This window comes from Bradyrhizobium sp., assembly GCF_016219575.1.
Taxonomy (GTDB): Bacteria; Pseudomonadota; Alphaproteobacteria; order Rhizobiales; family Xanthobacteraceae; genus Bradyrhizobium.
Genome location: NZ_JACRMG010000040.1, coordinates 109,313 through 127,816, shown reverse-complemented (window position 1 = coordinate 127,816; position 18,504 = coordinate 109,313). Strand labels below are relative to the sequence as shown.

The window sequence follows — 18,504 nt, the reverse complement described above, 5'->3', positions numbered from 1 at the left end:
GGCCGGTGGTCGTGGCTCTAACATTCAAATCGGCAGCAGCACGTCCGCCGCCTCAAATCGCCTCGCCCCGCGCAAGCAGCGCTGCATTCCTGATTGCGGCGATGTTCGCCTTGTACGACTCCATCGTGCCGCCCTTGAACACTGCGGAGCCTGCGACCAGCGCATTGGCGCCTGCGGCCGCAAGCTGGCCGGACACATCGGGGCCGACGCCGCCGTCGACCTCGATGTCGATCGGCCGTCCGGCGGTCATGGCGCGGATGTCCCTGATCTTGCCGAGCGCGGAGGGAATGAAAGCCTGTCCGCCGAAGCCGGGATTGACCGACATGACGAGCACGAGGTCGATCAGGTCGAGCACATATTCGATCGCGCTCGCCGGTGTTGCCGGATTGAGCGAGACGCCGGCCTTCTTGCCGAGCGCGCGGATCGCCTGCAGCGAGCGGTGCAGATGCGGGCCCGCCTCGGCATGCACGGTGATCTGGTCGCAGCCGGCTTTCGCGAAGGCTTCGAGATAGGGGTCGCACGGCGAGATCATCAGATGGGCGTCGAAGATCTTCTTGGTGTGCGGCCGCATCGCCTTGATGACATCGGGGCCATAGGAAATGTTCGGCACGAAATGCCCGTCCATCACGTCGAGATGGATCCAGTCGGCGCCCGCTGCATCGACGTTGCGGATTTCCTCGCCGAGCCTGGAAAAATCCGAGGCGAGCACCGACGGCGCGATGACGAGGGGACGTGGCGCAAACGGCTGGGACATGGCGCTTCCGGATCATATGGACGGGTCGGAATGGTTTCGCGTAACACGCAAGGCCCCGAGGGGGCAATGCGGAGGAAAACTTCTCCTGTGGGCGGAAAAATCTGCCGGAAGCGGCATTTGTTGCCGGGGTTGCCGGGGCCGGCCGATGGCGAAAAGCCCTTATTTTGCTGGGTTTTTCCGCTGGCACGGCGCTTGCTGAAGAATCCGGCGAGAAGGTACGCGCCGCGCCGATAGCGGCCATTGTTGGAGTTCTCGTCATGATGCTTGCCTTGGGTGCAGCGGCATCCGTCATCGACGGCCTGTTTGGCCTCGCCTCGGCGAAGCAGACGCCGTCGGCGGGTTCCGGCCAGGACCAGGCCAACCTGTTCGCCTTCCAGGCGGACGCTGCGACCTCGTCGGGTCCGTACGCGGGCCCTGCCGCAGGCGGCGGTGCGCATATCTCGCCGGAAACCATGAGCGCGCTCTTGGCGGCGCAGAGCCAGTCGGGATCGACCTTCCAGCCGATGAGCCGCGCGGACGCGCTGAAGGATCTGTTCGCGAAGATCGACGCCGATGGCGACGGCAAGATCAGCAAGGACGAGTTCGAGGATGCGCTCGGCGCCGGCGGCACCAACCTTGCGAAAGCTGACGACGTCTTCGGCAAGCTCGACAGGGATGGCGACAACTCGGTCTCGCTGGAGGAGATGTCCTCGGCGCTGAAGGGCCGCGGCCGTCACCATGGCCATCATCACACGGCCGGCGGCGCGAGCGATGAATCCGGCGATCCGCTGTTGCAGGCGCTCGAGGGCGCAAGCGGCACCACCGTCACCAACGCCGACGGCTCGAGCACGACGTCGCTGACCTATGCCGACGGCTCGACGGTCACCATGACGAAGCCGGCCGCCTCGAGCACATCGACCGCGGCGACGTCGTCCTACAATCTCCTCGAACAGCTGATCCAGCGGCAGGCGAACGCACTCGCCACGCAGGCCAGCTCATCGCTATCCGTCAGCGTTTAGTTCTCAGCTAAATGCGGGATGCTAGCCGAACCGGTCCTTCCAAGCCGGTAACGCGCCCAGAAAGGGCAGCGCGGCGGCATGATAGACGCCTCGCGCAATGGATCGCGCCACGACATTGGCGGCGACCATGCCGAGCTCGGTGAGACCGAACAGCGGATCGACCGGCTTGGCGCCGGTCGCCGCCGCAAACACCACGTCGCCGTCGAGCGGGGCGTGCACGGGATGGATCGCGCGCGCCATGCCGGTCTGCGCGATCATCGCCAGCCGCTTGGCCTGCGGCTTGGTCAGGATGGCGTCGGTGACGACAACGACCAGCGTGGTGTTCTCCACCGCCGTCGCATCCGGTCCGCCCTTGATGCGGAATCTGTGCATGTCGGCGGTGAAGGCGGCAGGCATGCCGCGCCCGCCAAACTCGCCGTCGAGTTCGAACGGCGCAGCCCAGAACCACGGCCCGTCGCCGATCGTGACGCTGCCGACGGCGTTGACCACGGCAAGCGCTGCGACCTTGACGCCGGCTGCGGTCGCCGCCGAGGCAGAGCCTAGTCCGCCCTTGAAATTCGCAGTGGTGGCGCCGAGGCCGGCGCCGACGCTGCCGATGGCGAAATCGCTGCCGGCTGCGCTAGCCGCGGCGTAGCCGAGGTCGCGATAGGGCGAGAAGCGGCCCCAGGCCTTGTTGCCGCCGTTGAGGAGATCGAAGCAGATCGCGCCGGTGACGATGGGAATGACGGCGTCGCGGATGCGGAAGCCGCGGCCGCGCTCGGCGAGCCAGGCCTGCACGCCGCCGCCGGCATCGAGGCCATAGGCCGAGCCGCCGGAAAGCGCGATGGCATCGATCGCCTCCACCGTGCTGACGGGATCGAGCAGGGCGTCCTCGCGCGTGCCCGGCCCGCCGCCGCGCACGTCGACGGAAGCAACAGCCGGCTTGTCGAACAGGATGGCGGTGACGCCGGAGGCCAACGCCGCATCGTCCGCATGGCCGACGCTGACGCCCGCGATATCGGTCAGGAGATTTCTCATGCGGTGAGATGACCGCAGCGCCGCGGCGCCGTCAACAGCGCCGGCCGAACCTAGAGTCAGGAGCCCGCCCGTTCGACGGACGGCTCGCGCACGGTGCTGCGCCCGGACATTGCGGCCTCCGGCGACAGCGGTACCGACAGCCGGCACAGCAGCCCTTCGCTGCGCCAGTCGAAGTCGGCTTGTCCGCCAAGCTGGGATTCGACGCTGGCCAGCACGCTGCGCGTACCAAAACCCTGCGATGTCGGCTTGCGCACGGGCGGGCCGCCTTGCTCCTGCCAGACCAGGCACAGCACGCCGTCCTTGTCCTGCCAGCTGACGGACAGCCGCCCCGACTGCGTCGACAGCGCGCCATACTTGGCGGAGTTGGTGACGAGCTCGTGCAGCGCCAGCGCCAGCGTCTGCGCGGTCGCCGGCCGCAACTGCACCTCGGGGCCGGTGAGGGCGATCTGGTTGCCGACGGCATAGGGCGCGAACTCCTCGTCCACCAGGCGGCGGATTTCGGCGCCCTGCCAGCTCGACAGCGACAGCACGGTATGCACCCGCGCCAACGCGTTGATGCGGCCCTCCACGGACTGCACGTAGGATTTCACGTTGTCGCCGCGCGTCAGCCGCACGATCGACTGCGCCAGCGCCAGCGCATTCTTGGCGCGATGGTCGACCTCGCGCGCGAGCAGATTCTGCCGCTCCTCGGCATGCTTGCGCTCGGTGATGTCGACGGTGACGCCGCTGACGCGCACGACGCGGCCGGCATTATCGAGCGTCACGGCGGCCGTGCCGACGCACCAGCGCACCTCGCCGTCCGGCCGCACGATCCGGAATTCAGCCTCATAGGATTTCACGCCCTTGGTGAACTGCGCCTGCGCCTTGCGCAATTCGCTGATGTCGTCGGGATGCAGCAGCGCCTGCACGTTCGACGACGTGACGACGAAGTTCTCGGGATCGAGGCCGAAAATCTGGTACTGGCCTTCGTCCCACATCCAGTCGCCATTGACCCAGTCCCAGTCCCACGAGCCCATCTTGCCGGCGGCGATCGCGAGGCTGCGGCGCTGCTCGCTTTCGAGCAGGCGGCGGTGCGATTCCTCGAGTTCCGCGGTGCGGGCACGCACGCGGTCTTCGAGCTCCGCATTGAGCCGCTCGAGCTGCCGGGTCTTGCGATAGAGTTCGGCGAACACCTTGATCTTGGCGCGCAGCACCTCGGGCACGACCGGCACCGGCACGTAGTCGACGGCACCCATCTCGTAGCCGCGCAGGCGGTCGAGGTCGCTGACCTGGATCGCCGAGATGAAGATGATCGCGGTCTTGCGGAAGCGGGGATGCTCGCGGATCATTGCCGCGAGCTCGAACCCGTCGAGCTCCGGCATGCAGACGTCGACGAGGACGATGGCAACCTCGTTCTTCAGGAGATATTCCAGCGCCTCGCGGCCCGAGGAGGCCACGACGAGGTTCTCGCCGAGCTGCTTCAGGATGACCTCGTAGGCGAGCAGCTTGGCAGGCTGATCGTCAACCAGGAGAATATTGACCTTCTCGTGATCCATCATTCGCTTTCACGAGCTAGCGGTGCAGCCACATGCGGATCGCCAGCAGCAGCTGCTCGGTGTTGACGGGCTTCGCCAGATAGTCCGACGCGCCGGCCTCGAGGCATTTCTCGCGATCGCCCTTCATCGCCTTGGCGGTGAGCGCAATGATCGGGAGCCGGCGGAACGCGGGGTTCTCCCGGATCGCGCCGATGGTCTGGTAGCCATCCATCTGCGGCATCATGATGTCCATCAGCACGATCGCGATCTCCGGATTGGATTCCACCAGTGCGACCGCTTCGCTGCCGGTAGTGGCGGTAAGGACCTTCATGCCGCGGCGTTCCAGCACGCTGGAGAGCGCAAAGATGTTCCGCGCGTCGTCGTCGACCAGCAGCGCGGTACGCCCCACCAGATCCTCGTCGGAACTGTTGAGTTTCTCGAGCATCCGCTGCTTGTCGAGCGGCAGTTCCGTGATCACGCGATGCAGGAACAGCGCGGTTTCGTCGAGCAGCCGCTCCGGCGATTCGACGCCCTTCACCACGATGCTGCGCGCCATGGTGTGAAGTTCCGCATCCTCCTCGACCGAAAGTTCCCGCCCGGTGAAGACGACGACCGGGACGTTGGACAGTTCGTCGTCGCCGCGGATGCGGTCGAGCACCTCGAATCCGCTCATATCGGGCAGCTTGAGGTCCAGCACGACGCAGTCGCAGGGGTTGTCGCGCATCGTCGCCAGCGCGCCGGCGCCGGTATCGGTCGTCACGATCTCGATGTCGTCGTGGTCGAGCAGTTCCCTGATGCTCATCTGCTCGGCGGCGTTGTCCTCGACGATCAGCAGGCGCTTGCGCCGCGGCCGGGCATACTCCCTGATCTGCGAGAGCGCGGCGCTGACGCCCTCGGTCGTGGTCGGCTTGTTGACGAAGGAGAAGGCGCCGCGCGCGAGCGCATGCTGGCGGTCCTCGTCGAGCGTGATGATCTGCACCGGGATGTGCCGGGTGAGGGGGTTGTGCTTGAGCTGGCTCAGCACGGTCCAGCCCAGCATGTCCGGCAGGAACACGTCGAGCGAGACGGCCGCCGGCTGATATTGCTTGGCCAGTTCCAGCGCCTCCGCGCCGCGCGCGGCCACCAGCACCTTGAAGCCCTTGTCGCGGGCGAGATCGACCAGCACGCGGGCGTAATGCGGGTCGTCCTCGACGATGAGCAGGATGGTGTCGCCGGCCTCGAGATTGAGCCGGTCGTCCGGGATCTGCTCGATGACACGCTCCTGCGAGACGGCCGGCTGCGCCGGAATCGCGCTGTGGGTTGCAAACGCCTGCACCCGCGGCGCCACCGTCGGGCCGGAATATTTCAGCGGCAGATAGAGTGTGAACGTCGAGCCCTTGCCGGGCGCGCTGGTCAGGTGGATTTCCCCGCCGAGCAGCGTTGCCAGTTCGCGGCTGATGGCAAGTCCCAGACCGGTGCCGCCATACTTGCGGCTGGTGCCGGCGTCGGCCTGCTGGAACGCCTCGAAGATCAGCTTCTGCTTGTCGAGGGGGATGCCGATACCTGTGTCGGATACCTCGAACGCGATCACCGCGGGCGAATGTGAAAGGACCGGGTGTTCGGTACTCCAGCCGCCGACGGCGGCGGATACGCTCAGGCGCACGCCGCCCTCGGCGGTGAACTTGAAGGCATTCGACAGCAGGTTCTTCAGCACCTGTTGCAGGCGCTTGGAGTCGGTGACGATGCTGCGCCCGAGATTCGGGTCGATATCGATGTTGAACGAGAGTTGGCGGTTGTCGGCCTCGTGCCGGAACGGACGCCCGACGGTCTCGAGCAGGTTCGTCATCAGGATTTCCTCGGCATCGACCGTGACCGTGCCGGATTCGATCTTGGAGAGGTCGAGGATGTCGCTGATGAGATTTAGCAGGTCGGTGCCCGCGCCATGGATGGTGCGCGCGAATTCCACCTGCTTGCCGGTCAAATTGCCGTCCGGATTCTCGGTGAGCTGCTGGCCGAGGATCAGGATGCTGTTGAGCGGCGTGCGCAGCTCGTGGCTCATGTTGGCGAGGAACTCGGACTTGTACTTGGAGGTCAGCGCGAGCTCGCTCGCCTTCTCCTCGAGCGCGCGGCGGGCCTGTTCGATTTCCTGGTTCTTGCGCTCGACCTCGACGTTGCGCTCGGCGAGTTGCTGCGCCTTCTGCTCGAGCTGCTCGTTGGTCTGCTGCAGCTCGCGCTGCTGGGTCTGCAGTTCGCCGGCGAGCTGCTGCGACTGCTTGAGCAGTCCTTCGGTCTGCATCGTGGCTTCGATCGAGTTCAGCACGATGCCGATGGAATCGGTGAGCTGTTCCAGGAAGGTCATCTGCGAATTGGTGAAAGCACCGACCGAGGCAAGCTCGATCACGGCCTTGACCTGGCCTTCGAACAGTACCGGAAGCACAACGAGGTTCTTCGGCAGCACGCGCAACAGCGCGGAGTTGACCGGGGTGGCGTCGGGCGGGATGTCCGCGACCAGGCGCCGGCGCTTGTCCATGGCGCACTGGCCGACCAGGCCTTCGCCGATCTGCACCACGGGCGGATGCGGATAGGTGGAGTCGGTTGCATAGGACGATTGCAGGCGGAGTTGCGGATTGTCCTCGTTCTCGACCTGGTAGATCACGCCCATATGTGCGTTCACCAGCGGCGCGAGCTCGGTCAGCAACAGGCGGCCGACGGTGGAGAGATCGCGCTGGCCCTGCAGCATGTTGGTGAAGCGGGCGAGATTGGTCTTCAGCCAATCCTGTTCGGTGTTGAGCTCCGTGGTCAGGCGGAGATTGCCGATCATGGTGTTGATGTTGTCCTTGAGCTCGGCGACTTCGCCGCGCGCATCGACCTGGATCGACCGCGTCAGGTCGCCCTTGGTCACGGCGGTGGCGACCTCCGCGATGGCTCGCACCTGCGAGGTCAGGTTGGCGGCGAGCAGGTTGACGTTGCCGGTGAGGTCTTTCCAGGTGCCGGCGGCGCCGGGCACGTTGGCCTGGCCGCCGAGCCTGCCTTCGACGCCGACTTCGCGCGCCACGCTGGTCACCTGATCGGCGAAGGTCGCAAGCGTCTCGGTCATGTTGTTGATGGTGTCGGCAAGCGCTGCGACCTCGCCCTTGGACTTCACGGTGAGCTGCTGTTTCAGGTCGCCGTCGGCGACCGCGGTCACGACCTTGACGATGCCGCGCACCTGTTCGGTCAGGTTCGCCGCCATGAAGTTCACGGTGTCGGTGAGATCCTTCCAGGTGCCGGCAACGCCGGGCACTTCCGCCTGGCCGCCGAGCTTGCCCTCGGTGCCGACCTCGCGCGCCACGCGCGTCACTTCGCCGGCAAACGCGTTGAGCTGGTCCACCATGGTGTTGATGGTGTTCTTCAGCTCGAGGATCTCGCCCTTCACGTCCACGGTGATCTTGCGGGAGAGGTCGCCGCGCGCCACGGCGGTGGTGACTTCGGCGATGTTGCGGACCTGCGTGGTGAGGTTGGCGGCCAGCAGGTTGACGTTGTCGGTGAGATCTTTCCAGGTGCCGCCGACGCCCGGCACGACGGCCTGGCCGCCGAGCCGGCCCTCGGTGCCGACTTCGCGCGCGACGCGCGTCACTTCGGCGGCGAAGGAGCGCAGCTGCTCGACCATCGTATTGAGGGTATCCTTGAGCAGGAGGATTTCGCCGCGCACGTCGACCGTGATCTTCTTCGACAGGTCGCCGCCGGCGATCGCGGTTGCAACTTCGGCGATGTTGCGGACCTGCGCGGTGAGGTTGGAGGCCATGAAGTTGACGTTGTCGGTGAGATCCTTCCAGGTGCCGGCGACTTCGGGCACCTCGGCCTGGCCGCCGAGCTTGCCTTCGGTGCCGACCTCGCGCGCCACGCGCGTCACTTCGGAGGCAAAGGCATTGAGCTGGTCGACCATGGTGTTGATGGTGTTCTTCAGCTCGAGGATTTCGCCCTTCACGTCCACGGTGATCTTGCGCGAGAGGTCGCCGCGCGCCACGGCGGTCGTGACTTCGGCGATGTTGCGGACCTGGGCGGTGAGGTTGCCCGCCATGGAGTTGACGCTGTCGGTGAGATCCTTCCAGGTGCCGGCGACGCCGGGGACGTTGGCCTGGCCGCCGAGGCGGCCTTCGGTGCCGACCTCGCGCGCGACGCGGGTGACTTCACCGGCGAAGCGGTTGAGCTGGTCGACCATGGTGTTGAGCGTTTCCTTGAGCTGAAGGATTTCGCCGCGTACGTCCACCGTGATCTTGCGCGAGAGGTCGCCGCCGGCAATGGCGGTTGCGACTTCGGCGATGTTGCGGACCTGGGCGGTGAGGTTGCCCGCCATCGAGTTGACGGAGTCGGTGAGGTCCTTCCAGGTTCCGGCAACGCCCGTCACCTGCGCCTGTCCGCCGAGCTTGCCGTCGGTGCCGACTTCGCGGGCGACGCGCGTCACTTCGCCGGCAAAGGCGTTGAGCTGGTCGACCATGGTGTTGAGCGTCTCCTTCAACTGAAGGATTTCGCCCGACACGTTCACGGTGATCTTCTTCGACAGGTCGCCCTTCGCGACCGCGGTTGCGACTTCGGCGATGTTGCGGACCTGGCCGGTGAGGTTGGAGGCCATGGAGTTGACGCTGTCGGTCAGGTCCTTCCACGTGCCGGCCACGCCGCGCACCAGCGCCTGACCGCCGAGCTTGCCCTCGGTGCCGACCTCGCGCGCGACGCGGGTCACTTCACCGGCGAAGGCGTTGAGCTGGTCGACCATGGTGTTGATGGTGTCCTTCAGCTCGAGGATTTCTCCGCGCACATCCACGGTGATCTTCTTGGACAGGTCGCCATTGGCGACCGCGGTCGTCACTTCAGCGATGTTGCGGACCTGTGCGGTCAGGTTCGACGCCATCGAGTTGACGCTCTCGGTGAGGTCCTTCCAGGTGCCGGCGACGCCGAGCACGTTGGCTTGTCCGCCGAGACGTCCCTCGGTGCCGACTTCGCGGGCAACGCGGGTCACTTCGCCGGCGAACGCGTTGAGCTGGTCGACCATGGTGTTGAGCGTTTCCTTGAGCTGAAGGATCTCGCCCGACACGTTGACGGTGATCTTCTTGGAAAGGTCTCCGCCGGCGATGGCGGTGGCGACGTCGGCGATGTTGCGGACCTGCGCCGTCAGGTTGGAGGCCATGAAGTTGACGTTGTCCGTGAGATCCTTCCAGGTGCCGGCAACACCGGGCACCTGGGCCTGGCCGCCGAGCTTGCCTTCGGTGCCGACCTCGCGGGCGACGCGCGTCACTTCCGATGCAAACGAGTTGAGCTGGTCCACCATGGTGTTGATGGTGTCCTTCAGCTCCAGGATCTCGCCGCGCACGTCCACCGTGATCTTGCGGGAGAGGTCGCCGCGCGCCACGGCGGTTGTGACGTTGGCGATGTTGCGGACCTGGGCGGTGAGGTTGCCGCACATGGCGTTGACGGAGTCGGTGAGGTCCTTCCAGGTGCCGGCGACACCGGGCACGATGGCCTGGCCGCCGAGCTTGCCGTCGGTGCCGACCTCGCGGGCCACGCGCGTCACTTCCGAGGCGAACGAGCGCAACTGGTCCACCATGGTGTTGATGGCTTCCTTGAGCTGCAGGATCTCGCCGCGAACGTCGACCGTGATCTTCTTCGACAGGTCGCCATTGGCAACCGCGATGGTCACTTCGGCGATGTTGCGGACCTGGCCGGTGAGATTGTTGGCCATCGAGTTGACACTCTCGGTCAGATCCTTCCAGACGCCGGTCACTTCCGGCACCTGGGCCTGGCCGCCGAGCTTGCCTTCGGTGCCGACCTCACGGGCGACACGCGTCACCTCCGAGGTGAACACGGAAAGCTGCTTGATCATCGTGTTGACGATGTCGGCCGACTGCAGGAATTCTCCGCCGAGCGGTCGGCCGTCGACGTCGAGCTTCACCGTCTGCAGGAGGTTGCCCTGCGCCACGGCGGCGACCGCGCGGGTGACTTCGCGCGTCGGCCACAGCAGATCGTCGATCAGCGTGTTGACGGAACTCTCCATGTCCGCCCACGAGCCGGTGGTAAGGTCGAACTTGACGCGCTGGCGGGTCTTGCCTTCGCGGCCCACCACTTGCCCGACATGTTCGAGCTGCTGCGCCATGCGCTGGTTGGCGGCGACAATCTCATTGAAGGTGTCGGCGATCTTGCCCTCGATGCCGAGATGATCGCCGGTCATGCGGACCGAGAAGTCGCCGGAGCGCATCGCCTGCAGGGCGTGGAGCAGATCTTCTAGCGGGGCCGGCTTGCCGTTCGCGATGGATTTGCGCTTTTGGCTACGGCGAAGCTGGGAGGAGGGCCCGGTAGCAAGATCACTCATGGTGTCTCCTGAGCGGAAAGCGCGGCTCGCGTTACGGGCTTGAGTGCGATTCCGCCCCACAAAACGGACTGTCCCGATACCGGATCAACAGGGAACAGCAGGTGATGCAGCAAAATCAAATACTTGGAACCCAGCCCAACTCTCTAAGCGCGTTGCAGGGTTTTGGTTCCGAACGGGCATGCAAAAAATTCTTCGTGCACTCGGGAACCTTTTCGGGTTCCACAGCCCCGCAAAAAAGAAGCGCCCCGGCGAACCGGGGCGCTGGCATTCTCGGATTGTGAAAGGGAAGCTTACGAACCCTTCGGGTTGATCTCGGTGTAGTTGCCCTTGGCGTCCCACTTGTAGACGACGTAGTCGATCACCTTGATGTCGCCCTTGGCGTCGAAGCCGAGCTTGCCGAGCACGGTGTCCCACTCGCCGGCCTTGATGGTCTCCATGACCTTCTTGGGGTCGGTGGTCTTCGCCTTCGCCACCGCCTGCGACCAGACCTGCATCGCGGCGTAGGTGTAGAGGGTGTAGCCTTCGGGATCGATGTTCTTGGCCTTGAACTTCGCGACGATGGCCTTCGCAGTCGGCTTGTTGCGGGGATCGGGACCGAAGGTGAACAGCGTACCTTCGCCGGCAGGACCGGTGATCGAGGCGAACTCCTTGTCGTTGAGGGCGTCGCCCGCCATCAAAACCGTTTTGAGGCCCTGGTCGCGCATCTGGCGCACGATCAGGCCGGCTTCCTGGTGATAGCCGCCGACGAAGACCAGATCGATATTGTCGCGCTTCAGGCGCGAGACGATCGAGTTGAAGTCCTTGTCGCCCTTGTTGTAGGACTCGAACATCTTCTCGGTGAAGCCCGCCTTGTTGAGCGCCTTCTTGGTCTCGTCGGCAAGTCCCTTGCCGTAGGTGGTCTTGTCGTTGAGGATGGCGACGTTCTTGCCCTTGAAGTTCTTGGCGATGTAATCGGCGGCCACCAGTCCCTGCTGGTCGTCGCGGCCGCAGACGCGCGCCACGTTCCAGAGCTTGCGCTCGGTGAACAGCGGGTTGGTCGAGGCCGGCGTGATCTGCAGCACGTTGCCTTCGGCATAGGCCTCCGAGGCCGGGATCGACGACGACGAGCAGAAGTGACCGGCGACGAAGGGGATCTTCGAGCCCGCAAATTTCTCCGCCACCGAACGCGCCTGCTTCGGATCGCAGGCATCGTCGCCTACCTGCAGCGCCAGCTTCTTGCCGAGCACGCCGCCGGCGGCGTTGATGTCGGCCACCGCCTGTTCAGCCCCGTTCTTCATCTGCCGGCCGAACGCGGATTCGCCGCCCGTCATCGGGCCTGCGACGGCGATGTTGATGTCCTGCGCGAACGCGCTTGCCGACAGCGCAAACGACGCGCCCAATGCCAGGCCGATCAGTTTCAGTGATTTCATGGAAGATCCTCGCGATGATCGCTACTTATGGAGATCCGGCGCCCCGCCGGGTCGGTAGATCGGGCGCATTCTCGGCTGATTTTATCGCGAAGTCATCGGCAATTTTCGGGCAAACCGGCTATCCCTTCGCCGCATCTTGCCGCAGCCCGGCCAGGTGAATCGGACCACTAGCCCCGGCGGCCGCCTTCCAGATAGGCGGCGCGAATTTCCGGCCGTTGCAGCAATTCGCTGCCGGTCCCCGACAGGGTGATCAGGCCGTTGACCATGACATAGCCGCGATGGGCGAGCTTGAGGGCGTGGTTGGCGTTCTGCTCGACGATCAGCACGGTGAGGCCGTCCTGCCGGTTGAGGGTGCGGATGGCGTCGAAAATCTGCCGTGCAATCAGCGGCGCCAGACCGAGCGAGGGCTCATCCAGCAGCAACAGGCGCGGCCGGCTCATCAGCGCGCGGCCGATCGCCAGCATCTGCTGCTCGCCGCCGGACAGCGTGCCGCCGCGCTGGGTCATGCGTTCCTTCAGCCGCGGGAACAGGGCGAAGACGCGCTCCAGTCCCGCGGCGCGGTCGGCTTCGCTGCAGTCGGTGGCGTCGGCCCCCATCTGCAGGTTTTCCGCCACGCTCATGCGCGGGAAGATGCGGCGGCCTTCCGGCGACTGCGCGATGCGCAGCCGCGCGATCTCGTGGGTCGGCACGTCGGTGATGTCGTGGCCGTCATATTCGATGCGGCCTTCCCTGGCGCGCGGCCTGCCGAAGATGGTCATCATCAGCGTGGACTTGCCGGCGCCATTGGCCCCGATCAGGGCGACGATCTCGCCGGCATTGATCTCGATGTCGACGCCCTTGAGCGCCTCGATCTTGCCATAGGCGGCGCGGAGACCGCGGATGGCGAGGAGGGGCTGCGTCATGCCGTGCCCTCCTTCTTCGGGCGCGCGCTGGCGCTCGTTTTCCCTCCCCCTGAAAGGGGGAGGGTCAGGGTGGGGGTTGTCTCCGCGTGCGCCAGTCTTTCCGTCTGAACGAGAAGATCGCTGAGCACACCGTCCAGGTTCGACAGCACATCATTGTTCCAGTAGCGGACAACGGTGATGCCTTTCTCGGCAAGCCAAGCCGTCCGACGCTCGTCGGACTGCTTTCGCAGTTCGGCATGTTGTCCGCCATCTACTTCGACTGCCAGGCGGAGTCTCGAGCAATAGAAGTCGAGAGTGAATGGGCCGATCGGGTGTTGGCGCCTGAAACTCAGTCCGTTCAGTTGATCGCGACGGAGCGCGTGCCATAGCCGAGCCTCGGCATCGGTCATGTTTGCGCGGAGATTTCTCGCGCGTTCGGTCATATCTTTTGTGCGGGAAAACCGTGACCCCCACCCGCCCGCTTCGCGGTCGACCTCCCCCTTGCAGGGGGAGGTGGGGGATTTGTCGCGGGGCGCACTCACGTCTCGCTCTCCATCACGGCGATGGCTTCCTGCTCGTCGGCGCCGAGATAGGCAGCGATCACCTTGGGATCGTCGCGCACGTGCTGCGGCGTGCCCTCGGCGATCTTGACGCCGTAGTCCATGACAACGACGTGGTCGGAAATCTCCATCACGACCGACATGTCGTGCTCGATCAGCAGGATCGAGGTGCCTTGCTCGCCGCGGATCGAAAGCAGGAGCTCGCTGAGCGCGCCGCTCTCGCGTGCGTTGAGGCCCGCGGCGGGCTCGTCGAGGCAGAGCAGCGCGGGCTCCGTGCACATCGCGCGCGCGATCTCGAGCCGGCGCTGGTCGCCATAGGGCAGGTTGCCTGCGGCGTCGTCGGCGCGCTCGAGCAGGCCGATGCGCTTCAGCCAGAACGTCGACAGATCGATGGCGCGTGCTTCCGCCTGACGCCAGGACGGCGCGCCGATCAGGCCGAGGAAGGTGAGGCCGGAAGCGCGCATCAGCGCGTTGTGCTGCGCCACCATCAAATTCTCCAGCGCCGTCATGCCGGGGAACAGGCGGATGTTCTGGAAGGTGCGCGCGACCTTCGCCTGCTTGGAGATGCGGAAATCGTTCAGCCGCTCCAGCGCGATGGTCGTGCCGTCGTCATGGGTGAGGCGGATGGCGCCCGAGGTCGGCTTGTAGAAACCGGTGATGCAGTTGAACACGGTGGTCTTGCCGGCGCCGTTCGGCCCGATCAGCGCCGTGATCTTGCGCCGTTCGGCCGAGAACGACAGCTCGTTGACGGCGACGATGCCGCCGAAGCGCATCGACAGGCGGTCGACGGCGAGGATGTGCTCGCTCATCCGTGCCCCTCCTTGACGAGGTCGGAGGAGATCGCCTGATTTTTCTCCAGGAACACGGTCGGCGCGCGATGGCCGACCAGCCCGCGCGGCCGCCAGATCATCAGAAGCACCATGGCAAAGCCGAACACCAGCATGCGGTACTGGTCGAGCCCGCGGAACAGCTCGAACCCGCCGATCATGGCCAGCGCCGCCAGCGCGACACCAAGCTGCGAGCCCATGCCGCCGAGCACGACGATGGCGAGCACCAGCGCGGATTCGTGGAAGGTGAAAGATTCCGGGCTGATGAAGCCCTGCCGCGTCGCAAAGAACGCGCCGGCAAAGCCGCCGAACAGCGCGCCTGTCGCAAACGCCGTGAGTTTTGTGGTGGTGATGTTGATGCCGAGCGCACGGCAGGCGACTTCGTCCTCGCGCAGGGCTTCCCAGGCCCGGCCGATCGGCAGCCGGCGGAGGCGGATGGTCACCCAGTTGGTGAGCAGCGCCAGCGCCAGGATCAGATAGAACAGGAATACCACGCGATGGGTCGGCGAGAATTCGATGCCGAGCATTGCCGCAAGCCCGTCATCGCCCGGCGTCAGCGGAATGCCGAAAAAGGTCGGGCGCGGAATGCCGGTGACGCCGTTCGGCCCGCCGGTCAGGCTCTGCCAGTTGATGAGGACGAGGCGGATGATCTCGCCGAAGGCGAGCGTCACGATGGCGAGATAGTCGCCGCGCAGGCGCAGCACGGGGAAGCCGAGCAGCACGCCCCAGAACGCGGCGAGGATTCCGGCGAGCGGCAGGCAGATCCAGAACGAGAGACCGAAATTGGTCGCCAGCAGCGCGTAGGAATAGGCGCCGACCGCATAGAAGGCGACGTAGCCGAGGTCGAGCAGGCCGGCGAGGCCGACCACGACGTTCAATCCCCATCCCAGCATCACATAGGTGAGCACGAGGATGGCGAGATCGAGGATGTAGCGCTGGTCGTAGAAGATGACGGGGATGAGGAAGGTGAAGACCAGCAGCGCCGGCGTCAGCCAGCGTCCGGCAAAATCCATCAGGTCCTTCAGCCATGCCGGAATGAGTCCCGCGGCGCCGACCGGTCCGATCCATTGCCGCAGCAGTTCGATGACGATGCTGCCACCGAACACGGCGGCGACGATGGCGGCGAGCTCGCCGAAGCGCGTCCAGTAGATCAGCAGGCCTTCCGGCCCGGCCTCGGTGCGCACGCCGATCATCAGCGAGAACAGCACCAGCGCCACCAGCGCGCTGAGCACGGCTTTCTTCAGGATGAAGGCAGGGCCCGAGTTGCGTGCGGCGTGCGAGGGGGCGGGCAGAGGGGCTGGAGAGGGTGAGCTCACGCGCGCGGCCCGTCAGACTTTTTCGACTTCGGGCCGGCCGAGCAGGCCGGTCGGAAGGAAGATCAGGACCACGATCAGGATCGAGAACGCGGCGACGTCCTTGTACTCGACCGAGAAATAGGCCGACCACAGCGTCTCGATCAGCCCGATCAAAAGTCCGCCCAGCATCGCGCCCGGCAGCGAGCCGATGCCGCCGAGCACGGCGGCGGTGAAGGCCTTGATGCCGGCGACGAACCCCATGAAGAAATCGACCAGGCCGTAATAAAGCAGGTACATCATGCCGGCGACGGCCGCGAGCGCGGCACCGATCACGAAGGTAAAGGAGATGGTGCGGTCGACGTCGACGCCGAGCAGCGAGGCCATGGTCTGGTCCTGCTCGCAGGCGCGCATGTCGCGGCCGAGCCTCGTGCGCGACACCAGCCATGTGAACAGCGCGAGCAGCACGACCGTGGTTGCGACCACGATGATCTGGATGTTGGAGAGCTGCACGTTGAAGCCGCTCGCACCCTCATGCAGCGTGTAGCCGCCGGTGATGATCGGCGGCACCGGCTTGACCCGCGCGCCCTGCGCCACCTGCGAGAAATTTGTGAGGATGAAGGACATGCCGATCGCGGACAGCATCGGCGCGAGGCGGAACGAGTGCCGCAGCGGCCGGTAGGCGATGCGCTCGACCGTCCAGCCATACAGCGCGGTGATCGCCATCGACACCAGCAGCACGATCAGCAGGATCAGCGGCACGGCGGTCAGCCCGAACGACACCAGCACCAGGAACGAGATCAGCGCGATGAAGCCGCCGATCATGAAGATGTCGCCATGAGCGAAATTGATCATGCCGACGATGCCATAGACCATGGTGTAGCCGATGGCGATCAGGCCATAGATCGAGCCGAGCACGAGGCCGTTGATCAGTTGCTGGGCAAGATAATCCATGCGCTGCCGCTTGTTGAAAGCGACGCGGCGAGGGCCCCCGGCAGCCTTTGAACGACGCGTCGTCCCATTCTCTAACAGGTGGGAACCGGGGGCGGCAACAGCGTCCCCTGCGGCTTAAGGGGCTTGTACAGAGGTAGATTTTGGTCGCCGGTTCCCCCGTCACGATCCGGTCAGACGGTCGTCGCGGAATGAACGCGCCGGAACCCTCGCATTGGTGCAACCAGCGCCGCCGCGGTCCGTTGTCTCTCCGTGAAGGTCAAACAAGGAGAACCGGAATGACCAATCCGAACCAGAACCCGGGCCAGCAGAACCAGAACCCGGGTCAGAAGCCCGGCCAACAGCAGCAGGGCGGCGGCCAGAAGCCCGGCCAGCAGCAGCAGGATCCGGGCCGTCAGGGCCAGAACCCCAATCAGGGCCGCTAGCCCCGCGGATTGGCGTTCAGTCGAAGGTCCCGCCGAAAGGCGGGACTTTTCTCTTTGCGCCCATCTTTGTTCGCCGGGAAGCCGGCGTCCGGCGCCGGATTAAGGTAAACAAAGGGTTTAAATTGCCGCTCGCAGTTTAACGGCGTTACGTCGCTCCCAAACTCGCATGCCCTCGTCCGGGCGAATGCAGAGATAACGGGAAGCGACATGTCAAACTGGCGGATCGGCTCAATCAATGGCGCGCTGCTTGCGGCCTATTTCATCCCGGTCTGGGGCATCATCGCCTACAACATCATGTTTGCGCCGGTGCACGCGCTCTACGAGCAGCCGAACATTTCGGCCGCGCTGTACATCAGCGATCACCTGCACATGGCCGGCATGGATCTGGTCCGCGTCGCATGGTTGCTCGCGCTCGGCCGCTTTGCCGTGATCGCCTTCTTTGCGGTTTTCCTCGTCATGCTGTGCTGGCCGTCGGCCCGCAAGAGCGGCAGCTGCGACGAGGCGCTCGCCGTTGCGCTCGGCATCGGCAGCCTGATCAGCTTTGCCTGCATGCTGATGGCATCGAAGGTTGGCGAGACAGGTGCGCTGCGGCTGCACGCCACTGAACTCCTGCTGATGCTCGGCACCGCGATCGTGCTGGTATTCGATCGGCCGGCGCAGAAGGTGACAGCCGCGAACGATGCCGTTCTTCGCGAGCCGCAGCTCGCGGACAACAGATAAATCCTGCCTCAATCAGTGCTGCGTCAGGAAGCCGACCACCGCATCGGTGAACGCGTGCGGCTGCTCGACATTTGAAATATGCGCCGCATCCAGGATGGTCATGCTGGCGCCGGGAATCCGGCTGCGCATGAATTCGCCGGCGGCGACCGTCGTGCCCATGTCATGGCGTCCCGCAATGACCAGCGTCGGGCTCTTGATTTTGGGCAACAGCTCGCGCTGGTCGAGCGTGCTCAGCGCCTCGCAGCAGGCGAGATAGCCCTTGACCGGCGTGGCCAGCAGCATCGCTTTCAGGTTCGCGGCCGCCTGCGGCGCGCGCTCGCGGAAATCCGCCGTCAGCCAGCCGGCGATGACGGTGTCGGCGATGGCGGCAAGCCCGCCTTCGCTAACCGCCTTGATGCGGTTGTGCCAGTTGCTGGGATCGGGGAAGTGGCAGGTGGTATTGGCAAGGATGATCTTGCCCAGCCGCTCCGGCGCGTTGGCGCCGAGCCACTGGCCGACCATGCCGCCCATCGACAGGCCGCACCAGTGCGTCTTCTCGATGTTGAGGTCGTCGAGGATCGCCAGCACGTCCCTGCCGAACCGCTCCATGGAGTAGGGGCCGTTCGGCACCTGCGACTTGCCGTGGCCGCGGCGGTCGTAGCGAATCACGCGGAACACCTGGGTGAGCGCCTTCATCTGCGGTTCCCACATCTGCAAGGTGCAGCCCAGCGAGTTCGACAGCATCAGCGTCGGTCCGCCGTCGCGGCCTTCGACGGATACGTTGAGCAGGCAGCCATCGGCGTCGATCATGGGCATGGTGGCATCCTCGTCATGCGGTCGTGCCGGGCAATGACA

Annotated in this window: 14 protein-coding genes; 3 read left to right on the top strand and 11 right to left on the bottom strand. The window is 65.3% G+C overall.

Annotated elements, in window-relative coordinates:
- Positions 1-52: 52 nt before the first annotated feature.
- The gene (gene rpe / locus HZB49_RS29245; protein ID WP_291617619.1) at positions 53-754 is read right to left on the bottom strand and encodes a ribulose-phosphate 3-epimerase; all 702 of its coding nucleotides are present in this window, start codon (positions 752-754) and stop codon (positions 53-55) included.
- A 257-nt stretch (positions 755-1,011) separates the two neighbouring features.
- Here rpe and HZB49_RS29240 point away from each other — a divergent pair, with 257 nt between their 5' ends.
- Positions 1,012-1,752, top strand: a complete 741-nt coding sequence (locus HZB49_RS29240) for an EF-hand domain-containing protein (RefSeq protein ID WP_291617618.1) — start codon at positions 1,012-1,014, stop codon at positions 1,750-1,752.
- Positions 1,753-1,773: 21 nt separating this feature from the next.
- On the opposite strand, the gene HZB49_RS29235 is transcribed toward HZB49_RS29240, so the two are convergent.
- The 9 genes from HZB49_RS29235 to HZB49_RS29195 form a co-directional block, all read right to left on the bottom strand.
- Positions 1,774-2,769, bottom strand: a complete 996-nt coding sequence (locus tag HZB49_RS29235; protein ID WP_291617617.1) for a P1 family peptidase — start codon at positions 2,767-2,769, stop codon at positions 1,774-1,776.
- A gap of 56 nt (positions 2,770-2,825) precedes the next feature.
- Complete coding sequence (locus HZB49_RS29230) at positions 2,826-4,304, bottom strand: HWE histidine kinase domain-containing protein (protein ID WP_291617682.1); 1,479 nt, start codon at positions 4,302-4,304, stop codon at positions 2,826-2,828.
- Between the two features lie 16 nt (positions 4,305-4,320).
- Positions 4,321-10,605 carry a HAMP domain-containing protein gene (locus HZB49_RS29225; RefSeq protein WP_291617616.1) on the bottom strand — a complete coding sequence of 2,095 codons (6,285 nt, stop codon included), beginning with the start codon at positions 10,603-10,605 and terminating at the stop codon, positions 4,321-4,323.
- A gap of 290 nt (positions 10,606-10,895) precedes the next feature.
- Complete coding sequence (locus HZB49_RS29220; protein ID WP_291617615.1) at positions 10,896-12,014, bottom strand: branched-chain amino acid ABC transporter substrate-binding protein; 1,119 nt, start codon at positions 12,012-12,014, stop codon at positions 10,896-10,898.
- Positions 12,015-12,181: 167 nt separating this feature from the next.
- Complete coding sequence (locus HZB49_RS29215; protein ID WP_291617614.1) at positions 12,182-12,916, bottom strand: ABC transporter ATP-binding protein; 735 nt, start codon at positions 12,914-12,916, stop codon at positions 12,182-12,184.
- Positions 12,913-13,338: an endonuclease domain-containing protein gene (locus tag HZB49_RS29210; RefSeq protein WP_291617613.1), complete on the bottom strand. Its 426-nt coding sequence runs from the start codon at positions 13,336-13,338 to the stop codon at positions 12,913-12,915. The genes HZB49_RS29215 and HZB49_RS29210 overlap by 4 nt, the downstream gene beginning before the upstream one ends.
- A gap of 95 nt (positions 13,339-13,433) precedes the next feature.
- A complete protein-coding gene (locus tag HZB49_RS29205) occupies positions 13,434-14,264 on the bottom strand; it encodes an ATP-binding cassette domain-containing protein (protein WP_291617612.1) in 831 nt (276 codons plus the stop codon).
- Positions 14,261-15,574, bottom strand: a complete 1,314-nt coding sequence (livM, locus tag HZB49_RS29200) for a high-affinity branched-chain amino acid ABC transporter permease LivM (protein ID WP_291617681.1) — start codon at positions 15,572-15,574, stop codon at positions 14,261-14,263. The genes HZB49_RS29205 and livM overlap by 4 nt, the downstream gene beginning before the upstream one ends.
- A 36-nt stretch (positions 15,575-15,610) precedes the next feature.
- Positions 15,611-16,528, bottom strand: coding sequence for a branched-chain amino acid ABC transporter permease LivH (locus tag HZB49_RS29195; protein WP_291617611.1), 918 nt, complete (start codon positions 16,526-16,528; stop codon positions 15,611-15,613).
- A gap of 275 nt (positions 16,529-16,803) precedes the next feature.
- Between HZB49_RS29195 and HZB49_RS29190 the strand changes: the two genes are divergently transcribed.
- Together HZB49_RS29190 and HZB49_RS29185 are read left to right on the top strand one after the other, a co-directional pair.
- Complete coding sequence (locus HZB49_RS29190; RefSeq protein WP_291617610.1) at positions 16,804-16,950, top strand: hypothetical protein; 147 nt, start codon at positions 16,804-16,806, stop codon at positions 16,948-16,950.
- 207 nt (positions 16,951-17,157) lie between these two features.
- Positions 17,158-17,670, top strand: coding sequence for a hypothetical protein (locus HZB49_RS29185; protein ID WP_291617609.1), 513 nt, complete (start codon positions 17,158-17,160; stop codon positions 17,668-17,670).
- A gap of 12 nt (positions 17,671-17,682) precedes the next feature.
- Here HZB49_RS29185 and pcaD read toward each other — a convergent pair whose 3' ends face one another.
- Positions 17,683-18,465 carry a 3-oxoadipate enol-lactonase gene (pcaD, locus tag HZB49_RS29180; RefSeq protein WP_291617608.1) on the bottom strand — a complete coding sequence of 261 codons (783 nt, stop codon included), beginning with the start codon at positions 18,463-18,465 and terminating at the stop codon, positions 17,683-17,685.
- Positions 18,466-18,504: the final 39 nt, after the last annotated feature.